Consider the following 8574-nt stretch of genomic DNA (forward strand, 5'->3'; position numbering starts at 1 on the left):
ACGGGCGGTCATATAATTCCTGCTCTATCGATTGCAGATGAATTGCAAAAAAAGAATGCTAAAATCCTTTTTGTAGGAAATAGAAACAGTTTGGAAGAGGAGCTTGTTCAAAAATCAGGAATTCCATTTAAGAGTATTAATGTCCAAAAATTCTACAGGAAATTCACTCTTGAACATCTGAAATTTCCTTTTAAATTATTGAACAGCATTTTTGCTTCTAAAAAAATCATCAAAGAATTCCAACCTGACGCTTTTCTCGGAACAGGTGGTTTTGTTTCCGGTCCTGTGGGTTATGCTGCTCATCTGAAAAAAATCCCGATCTTTCTGCAGGAACAAAACTCGTTTCCCGGTGCTACGACCAGGATTCTATCAAAATATGCTGAAAAAATATTTTTGGGAAATGAAGGAGCAAAAAAATATTTTCCATCTGGAAAAGTGATAATTTCAGGAAATCCGATAAACACAAATGTTATCAATGAAAAAGAGAAAATCGATTTTAAAAAATACGGATTAAAAAAAGATTCGTTGAAACTTTTCCTTTTCGGAGGAAGTCAGGGATCGTTGATCTTGAATAATAATCTTTTACCGATTGTTGATGATATTCTTAATAAAGGAATCGAAATCATCTGGCAAACAGGAAAATACAGTTTCGAAAAAATCAAAGAAAAAGTGAAAAAAAAAACCGGAATTTATATATTTGATTTCTCCAATGAAATGGGAAAGATCTATAATTCCGTCGATTTTGCGATTGCTCGAGCCGGAGCATTATCTCTCGCCGAACTTGAAACAAAAAGAATTCCATCAATTCTGATTCCTCTTCCTTCTGCAGCAGGAAATCATCAACATTTCAATGCTCAGGAACTGGTTGAGAAGGATATTGCTTTTCTTCTGGAACAGAAAAATTTAAATCATAAAATATTAAAAGATCAAATATTGGAAATGAAAGAAAAATATATGGAAATGAAGAAGAATTTTGGAGAAAGTAAACATCTAAATTCTTCTAAAATTATAGCGAAAGAGATTTTGAAATTGAAAAACTTGCCAAATTTCTAAAATTTGGCAAGTTTAAGAAACAATAAAGGAAAATTATGCTCGGAAGAACCAAAAAGATCCATTTTGTTGGAATCGGCGGAATTGGCATGAGTGGAATTGCAGAACTGCTCATGAATCAAGGTTTTGAGATCAGCGGTTCGGATATGCGCTTAACGGAGATCACCAAACACTTGCAGGAAAAAGGTGCAAAAATCAGTGAAGGTCATAATGCGAATCTGATCAAAGATGCAGATGTTGTCGTCAAATCATCAGCAGTGAAAAATGATAATCCGGAAGTTGCGACTGCTCTTGCCAGGAAAATTCCGGTAATTAGAAGAGCAGAAATGCTTGCGGAAATTATGCGAATGAGCTACGGAATCGGAATTGCCGGAACGCACGGAAAAACATCGACAACTTCGATGGTGGGAATGGTTCTCTCAGCAGCAAAACTCGAACCGACTGTAATTGTCGGAGGAATCGTTAAAAATTTCGGCTCCAATAATCTTCTCGGTTCCGGAAAATATATTGTAGTAGAAGCCGATGAATTTGATCGTTCCTTTTTGAGTTTAAGTCCGATCATTGCCGGCATAACGAACATCGATGCCGATCATCTCGATTGTTATAAAGACCTGGAAGGGATCAAAAAAGCGTTCGTTGAGTATGCGAACAAAGTTCCATTTTTCGGAAGTGTTATTGCCTGTCTGGATGATCACGGAGTGCAATCGATAATTCCGGAAATAAAGAAAGAAATAATTTCATACGGACTTTCCAAACAGGCAGATCTGCGAGCAGAAAATATTAAGATGAAGGATTTCAAATCCAGATATACAGCCATTTTTGATGGAAAAGAACTCGGAGAAATAAAACTGAATGTTCTGGGAATTCACAACATTCTAAATTCACTTCTCGCAGTTGCCACCGGTTTGGATCTTGAAATTCCATTTTCTTTGATCCAAAAAGGTCTTTCAGAATACAATGGAGTTTTTCGCAGGTTTGAATTCAAAGGTGAAAAAAACGGAGTCATTGTTTACGACGATTATGCTCATCATCCAACTGAAATAGAAGCAACTCTGAAAGGTATCAAAGAAAACACGGATAAAAGAATTGTCGTAATCTTCCAACCACATTTGTTTTCCCGAACCGGAGATTTCTATCGGGAATTCGGTCGTTCATTTCTCCAATCAGATATTCTGTTGATAACTCCGATCTATCCGGCACGAGAAAAACCGATCCCGGGAATTACCGGTAAAATGATTGCAGATGCTGCCATTCAAACTGGTCATAAAAATGTTCATTATGTCGAATCAAATGAGAAGATCGTTGAAAAAATAACGGAAGTTTCCAATTCCAATGATATTGTCATCACAATGGGAGCGGGAAATATTTATCAGTTCGGTGAGAAGTTTCTCAAATAAATCTTGCGAATGGTCTTGACCTTCGCAATGGTTGAATAAGTTGAACTTGGAAAACCTTCCGAACGGTCTCTACCAGAGAAATTTCTTTCACTTGACCTTCGGAACGGTTGAATTAGTTTAATAAGTTGAATTAATGAAATTCATGTAATTCGCTTGTCAGGGCGTAGTTTTAACGAAGACTGATGAAGAAAAAAGAAAAAATGGAAAAAGTATTTGACACAAAAACGCTAACTTCAAATTTTTCAACGAGTTGTTTGAAGGAATACTCAAATATCAAAATTGGGGAGGAAGCAAAGTATCTCTTTATACCGCACACTTTTAGCGATTTAAATAAGATCATAAAAAAAGCAAAAAAAGAAAATCATGAAATTCTGCCTTTGGGAGGATGTTCTAACATTCTTTTTGGCAATACCAGAAACAGGTTTTTGATTCACGATCAAAAGTTACCGAAATCATTACGAATAAACAGAAATAAAGTAGTTGTCTCAGCAAATTATTATCTCAACGAATTTGTTCAAATTCTGCAGGAGCATGAGCTTGGCGGATTGGAATTTTTATACGGAATTCCAGCTCATCTTGGTGGTGCAGTTTTTATGAATGCAGGAGCATTTGGTCATAATATTTCCGAATTCGTTAATTGGATTGAGGTTATGGATAAATCCGGTAATATAAAAATATTTGAAAAGGATAATCTGAAATTTGATTATAGAAAAACATCTATCAATGGTTCATCTATCAATGGTTTTATTTTAACTGTCGAACTGGATTTAAAGTCAAAATCAAAAATGGAAATTGATTCTGATCTAAAAAAATATTTATCGAAAAGAAAAGAAAGACATCCGTATAATTATCCGAGTTTAGGAAGTATTTTCAAAAATCCGGAAGGAAAAACTGCTGGAAAACTGATCGAAGAATGCGGATTAAAAGGACGAAATTTTGGAGATGCTGAAATCAGCAGAAAACATGCAAATTTCATAGTTAATAAAGGAAATGCAACATTTCAAAATGTAATAGACCTGATAAAACTTTGCCGGGAAAAAGTATATGAAAAATTCCAGATAAAACTGGAAACGGAAATAAGGGTGATCAATTGAAGAAGAAAAAAAGACGCGGTTCGAGCCGGTATTATTTCATTTATATTTTTTTGATCCTGCTAATTATTATGAGTGTGATCGGGATCAGAAGTTTGATCACAAAACTCAGTTTTTTTGAGATCTCCGAAATCAAGATCATGGGAAATCATAACCTGGAAAAAGATTTTCTTAAAAATCTCTCCAAAGATTGCTATGGAAAAAATCTTTATGCAATTTCCAAAAATGAGATACAAAGAAGATATACCAATATTGTGCGTGTAAAAAATGCGAATATCAGCAGAATATTTCCTCATAAACTAAGGATCAAAATCGTCGAAAGACTTGGTTTGTTCTATCTAAAAACTAAAGAAGGGGAACTCTTTCCCATTGATAATGAGAAGATAGTTCTGGATAATGATAATTTCTACAGTGCTGAAATCCTGCCTGTAATTGAAACGGATTTAAAGAAGGAAAACATCGTTTATGGTGAAACTATTGAGAATGATTTTGTGAATAAAGTTTTTGATTTTTATGAAAAAGTTCAACTCGAAGATAAAGAATTCATTGATAAAATTTCCGAATTTTATTTAGAAAACGGAGATATTTGTATGACTGAAGTGAATATTGGTTATAAAATAATTTTCGGAGAAGATGATATCAGAAGTAAATTATTAAGATTTAATTTCCTGGAAAAAAATAAAGGATTTGAAAAAGACAATATTGTTGATCTTCGCTTCAGTAATCAGCTCATCGTAGGTCGGGAGAATTCATGAGATCAGAACAGATCATCACTGCAATCGATATCGGAACAACCAAGATCTGTGTCATTATTGCAGTTCTCGATGAGGAAAAAAAATTGGAGATCAAAGGTATTGGGACCGGAAAATCAGAAGGACTTGTAAACGGGATTGTGATAGATATTTCCAAAGCTTCCAAATCGATCAGTGATGCTATTTATGAAGCGGAATTAATGTCCGAGACCAAAGCAAAAAATATTTATGTCGGAATTGCCGGTGAACACATGAAAAGCCAGAATACACTTGGTCGAATCTCTCTGACGACCGGCTCCGAACCTTGCGAAATTACCCAGGAACATGTCGATAATGTGATCACGAATTCAAAAAATAATATCAAGATCCAGCAGGGAAACGAACGACTTGATATCATTCATGCAATCCCCCAGTATTACGATATCGACGGACAGGTCGGAATTATGAATCCGGTGAATATGAGCGGTTTCAATCTTTCTGCTTATGTTCATATTGTGATGGCAGATATAAACACGATCCGCAACATCACTAAATGTGTTGAACTTTCCGGTTACAAAGTCGAAGAGATATTTCTCGAACCTATTGCTTCCTCTTATTCTGTTCTAAATGAAGTCGAAAAAACTCTCGGTTCGGTTTTGATCGATATTGGAGGAGGGACTACCGATCTTGCGGTTTTCTATAAAGAAAGTATTCGGTTCAGTGCTGTTATTCCTCTCGGAGGAACGAACATAACTCAAGATCTTGCTATCGGTTTGCAGACTTCTCCTCAAAATGCAGAAGACCTGAAGATAAATTATGGAAATTCCATTGCATCTTCGGTTCCTGACGATGAAAATATTAAAATTGAAGGCATTGCCGGAAGAGAATCAAAAACGAGAAAATTGCGTTATGTCTCAGAAATTATCGAAGCTCGCATGAGAGAGATCCTGGAAGATGCATATAAGATATTAAACGAACATAATGAATTAAAAATGATAACTGCAGGTTTAACGATCACCGGAGGAGCATCTTTGCTGAAGAATTCCGAAAAATTAGCTGAAGATATTTTTAATATGTCCACAAAAACCGGTTATCCTGATTTGAGCGGACTGGCAGGTCCAACAGAACGACTGCAAAATCCGAAATATGCAACCAGCGTTGGCATTCTTTATCAAGCCCAGAATTTGGTTTTGGATAAGGACAATAAGATCCGGCAATTGAAAACAAGCGATCCTTTCACAAGTTTTTTTAAGAAGATCATAGCCAGTTTAAAAGAGTATTTATAGGAGGATACATGGAAGAAATTGATATTGAACTCGATTTAACGAAGGAATTGACTTCAATTGGAACCCATATAAAGATCATCGGAGTCGGTGGAGCCGGCGGAAATGCGATCAATACCATGATCGAAAATTCTCTCGAAGGAGTCGAATTTATTGCAGCCAACACCAATATCATAGATTTGAAGAAATCGAAGGCAAGGTTGAAATTGCAGTTGGGAAAAGAAACTACAAAAGGTCTCGGAACCGGAGCTCATCCGGAACTCGGTCGACAATCTGCGGAAGAATCGAGGGAAGATATCAAACATCATCTCGAGGGAGCAGATATGGTTTTTATTGTTGCCGGAATGGGCGGTGGAACCGGAACCGGAGCCGCTCCTATTATTGCTTCCATGGCAAAAGAAATGGGAATCCTGACAATCGGGATCGTGAATCGACCATTCAACTGGGAAGGTAAAAAGAGAAGGATGAATGCCCAGGATGGGATAAAACAATTAGCAGAAAATGTTGATAGCCTGATCGTTATTCCGAATGAGAAGATCAAGGAACAATACTCGGACTTGACCGTTATCCAGGCATTCAAAAAAGCTGATAATATTCTTTATGACGCAGCCAAAGCTCTTTCTGATATCATCAATTTCAGCGGTTATATCAGCGTAGATTTCGCAGATGTCAAGACCGTTATGTCCAACAAAGGTTTTGCCATGATCGGAACCGGGATCGGAGAAGGGGAAAATCGTGCTGTTGATGCTGCCAAAGCAGCCATGTCCAATCCGCTTCTTTCCGATGTTTCCCTGAAAAACTCCCAGGGAATCCTTATCAATATTACAGCGAGTGAAGCTGTGAAAATGGATGAATTCGAACAGATCTTCAATAATATCATCAAAGAAACCGGAGATCAGGGTGATATTATCAACGGAATTATCTTTGATGAAAAAATGGAAGAAAAAATCAAAGTAACTCTGATCGCTACCGGTTTAAAGATGACTAATACAAAAGTTTACGAAATCGAGAATTTCAAGAAAAAAAGCGAAGACAGTAGTGAGGAATTGAACGATATCCTGGAAAGGATCAGAAATCCAAGAACAAATGATATTGAAAAACAGCAGCAGGAGAGCAAGCAGCAGCAGATCAAACCTAAAATGGATATCCCTGCTTTTATGAGGAAATTTTCTAATTAGATTTTCGAGTCGTAAGGAGCTTGTGACGACGTCTTGAAACTCTTCTTTTTCAACTCGCCGTTTCACTTACGAGTCGAAATGTGAGGAATCAGTTGAATCAGTTGAATCTGTTAAACTTGTTGAATTAGGAAAAAGAACTGACTTTCCGAAGCTTCCAACAAAAGAACTCTTTCAATAAGATTCGGAAAAGTGCAAAAGGAATTTACTTTTAATTCTCGGTCAAACCTTCGAATCCTGAATTGCGAGAAAAGTTAGTAGAAGTCTTCGGAAGGTCAACTAACTGATTCTTCAGTTATTATTTCGACTCGTCATTCTTTACGAATCGAATAAAATGTATCTATGAATGAATTTATAATAAGAATCCTGATCCTGTCATTTTCCATTTACCTGGTTGGGAAAGCCACGAAATTATTTTATGTCGAGGATTTTTTCACAGCAATCCTGACAGCGTTACTTCTTGCTGTTGTAAATGCTATTGTCCGACCAATCCTGATCATCCTGACCTTACCTATTACAATTCTGACTCTCGGACTTTTCCTGCTCGTCATTAATGGTTTTTCTTTGATAATTGTCTCAAAGATCGTGCCTAAATTCAAGATCGAAGGCTGTCTTAATTCTGCTTTTGCTGCCTTGCTTATCTCGATCGTGAATATGATCCTGGAATGGCTGATAAGAAAATAACACCGAACTCCATCCTTTTAAATTGGACAGGATAACAGGATTTACCAGATAAAAATGAAAACAGAAAAGAATCCTGTTCATCCTGTTCATCCTGTTATCCTGTCTTAAATCTTTTTCGCGTTGTTTCGTGTATTTCGCGGGTAAAAATGAAAATCAGAAAATTCAAGATCGAAGATTACGAGCAATTGATCCGATTATGGATCGATGCCGGGCTTCCCTTCAAACCAAAAGGAAGAGACCGGAAAGAAGAATTCGAGAAGCAGATAAAAAAACCGGAAAACCTCTACTTATCAGTATTCAAGGAAAATAAGCTGATCGGTTTTGTCATGGCAAGTCATAACCGGAGAAAAGGCTGGATCAACCGTCTGGCTGTTCATCCGGAATTTCAGAAAAAAGGTCTGGCTTCGCTTTTGATCAAAAGAGCAGAAGAATTTTTTATCAAAGAAGGTGTGGATATTTTTGCCTGTTTGATCGAGGACTGGAATGACCGCTCTCTGAAATTATTTGAGAAATCAGGATACAAACCACATCGAGAGATCATTTATTATACAAAAAGAAATCATCCTGATGTTTAGAAATTATATGTATGAGACAAATAACTCCCGCCCTGCAACCCTCGGATCGTAGTCTGTAATCCTCGAATCGATGCTTGCAGGTGTCGGATCTATGCTTTTTATACTTTTTTGCTGCTTTCACTGCTTATGATGACTATTAAACGATATGATAACTATGTAAAGAACATTAATTTAAGCAATCCTGCATCTCCTATCCACTGGTTCAGAGTTGCAGTTTAATTTTAAGATCGCGTCAATAGTTTTATTGGGGAAATGTTTATCAGCTTATTGATTTATTTTTTTTTGGGAAGTGATTGATTGTTTTATTCTCATTATAAAAAATCAATTTGTAGACGCAATATTTCAACAAACCTTTTAACATCTGGACTATCAATTAGACATTGACCTATATTTAGAAATTCATAATAAATTGCTTCTTTACCAACAATCTCTATTTTATCTCGAATAGTATCAAGTTGAATGTACTTCTTGTTTAGATTTTTTTTATTTAATATCATTTTTCTTCTTGTATCATAATGATTGCCACCAAGCTTATTTGCAATATATTTGATGACATCTGCTCTATTAATTTTAACATTGTCTTTTATG

General features: G+C 36.2%; 8 protein-coding genes. All 8 read left to right on the top strand.

The features are described from left to right. Positions 1-1053 (top strand): undecaprenyldiphospho-muramoylpentapeptide beta-N-acetylglucosaminyltransferase (gene murG / locus ENL20_11820; GenBank protein HHE39242.1); only part of this gene is annotated, 1053 nt, incomplete at its 5' end. A 35-nt stretch (positions 1054-1088) separates the two neighbouring features. Beyond that, positions 1089-2447, top strand: coding sequence for a UDP-N-acetylmuramate--L-alanine ligase (locus ENL20_11825; protein HHE39243.1), 1359 nt, complete (start codon positions 1089-1091; stop codon positions 2445-2447). Between the two features lie 182 nt (positions 2448-2629). Then, positions 2630-3541 (top strand): UDP-N-acetylmuramate dehydrogenase, encoded by a 912-nt coding sequence (murB, locus tag ENL20_11830; GenBank protein ID HHE39244.1) that lies wholly within the window; start codon positions 2630-2632, stop codon positions 3539-3541. Then, positions 3538-4293: an FtsQ-type POTRA domain-containing protein gene (locus tag ENL20_11835; GenBank protein HHE39245.1), complete on the top strand. Its 756-nt coding sequence runs from the start codon at positions 3538-3540 to the stop codon at positions 4291-4293. Before murB ends, ENL20_11835 begins: the two co-directional genes overlap by 4 nt. Then, positions 4290-5555, top strand: a complete 1266-nt coding sequence (gene ftsA, locus ENL20_11840; GenBank protein HHE39246.1) for a cell division protein FtsA — start codon at positions 4290-4292, stop codon at positions 5553-5555. The genes ENL20_11835 and ftsA overlap by 4 nt, the downstream gene beginning before the upstream one ends. 8 nt (positions 5556-5563) lie before the next feature. Continuing rightward, on the top strand, positions 5564-6730 hold the full coding sequence (gene ftsZ / locus ENL20_11845) for a cell division protein FtsZ (GenBank protein ID HHE39247.1): 1167 nt from the start codon (positions 5564-5566) through the stop codon (positions 6728-6730). A gap of 339 nt (positions 6731-7069) precedes the next feature. Then, positions 7070-7411 (top strand): phage holin family protein, encoded by a 342-nt coding sequence (locus ENL20_11850; GenBank protein HHE39248.1) that lies wholly within the window; start codon positions 7070-7072, stop codon positions 7409-7411. Positions 7412-7557: 146 nt separating this feature from the next. Continuing rightward, positions 7558-7986, top strand: coding sequence for a GNAT family N-acetyltransferase (locus ENL20_11855; protein HHE39249.1), 429 nt, complete (start codon positions 7558-7560; stop codon positions 7984-7986). Positions 7987-8574 lie beyond the last annotated feature (588 nt).

The organism is Candidatus Cloacimonadota bacterium (assembly GCA_011372345.1).
Lineage (GTDB): Bacteria > Cloacimonadota > Cloacimonadia > Cloacimonadales > TCS61 > DRTC01.

Excerpts from the sequence above, each read along its gene's own strand:
- ENL20_11825 (HHE39243.1), top strand. The coding sequence starts at position 1,089 with ATGCTCGGAAGAACCAAAAAGATCCATTTTGTTGGAATCGGCGGAATT.
- murB (HHE39244.1), top strand. The coding sequence starts at position 2,630 with ATGAAGAAAAAAGAAAAAATGGAAAAAGTATTTGACACAAAAACGCTA.
- ftsA (HHE39246.1), top strand. The coding sequence starts at position 4,290 with ATGAGATCAGAACAGATCATCACTGCAATCGATATCGGAACAACCAAG.
- ftsZ (HHE39247.1), top strand. The coding sequence starts at position 5,564 with ATGGAAGAAATTGATATTGAACTCGATTTAACGAAGGAATTGACTTCA.
- ENL20_11850 (HHE39248.1), top strand. The coding sequence starts at position 7,070 with ATGAATGAATTTATAATAAGAATCCTGATCCTGTCATTTTCCATTTAC.
- ENL20_11855 (HHE39249.1), top strand. The coding sequence starts at position 7,558 with ATGAAAATCAGAAAATTCAAGATCGAAGATTACGAGCAATTGATCCGA.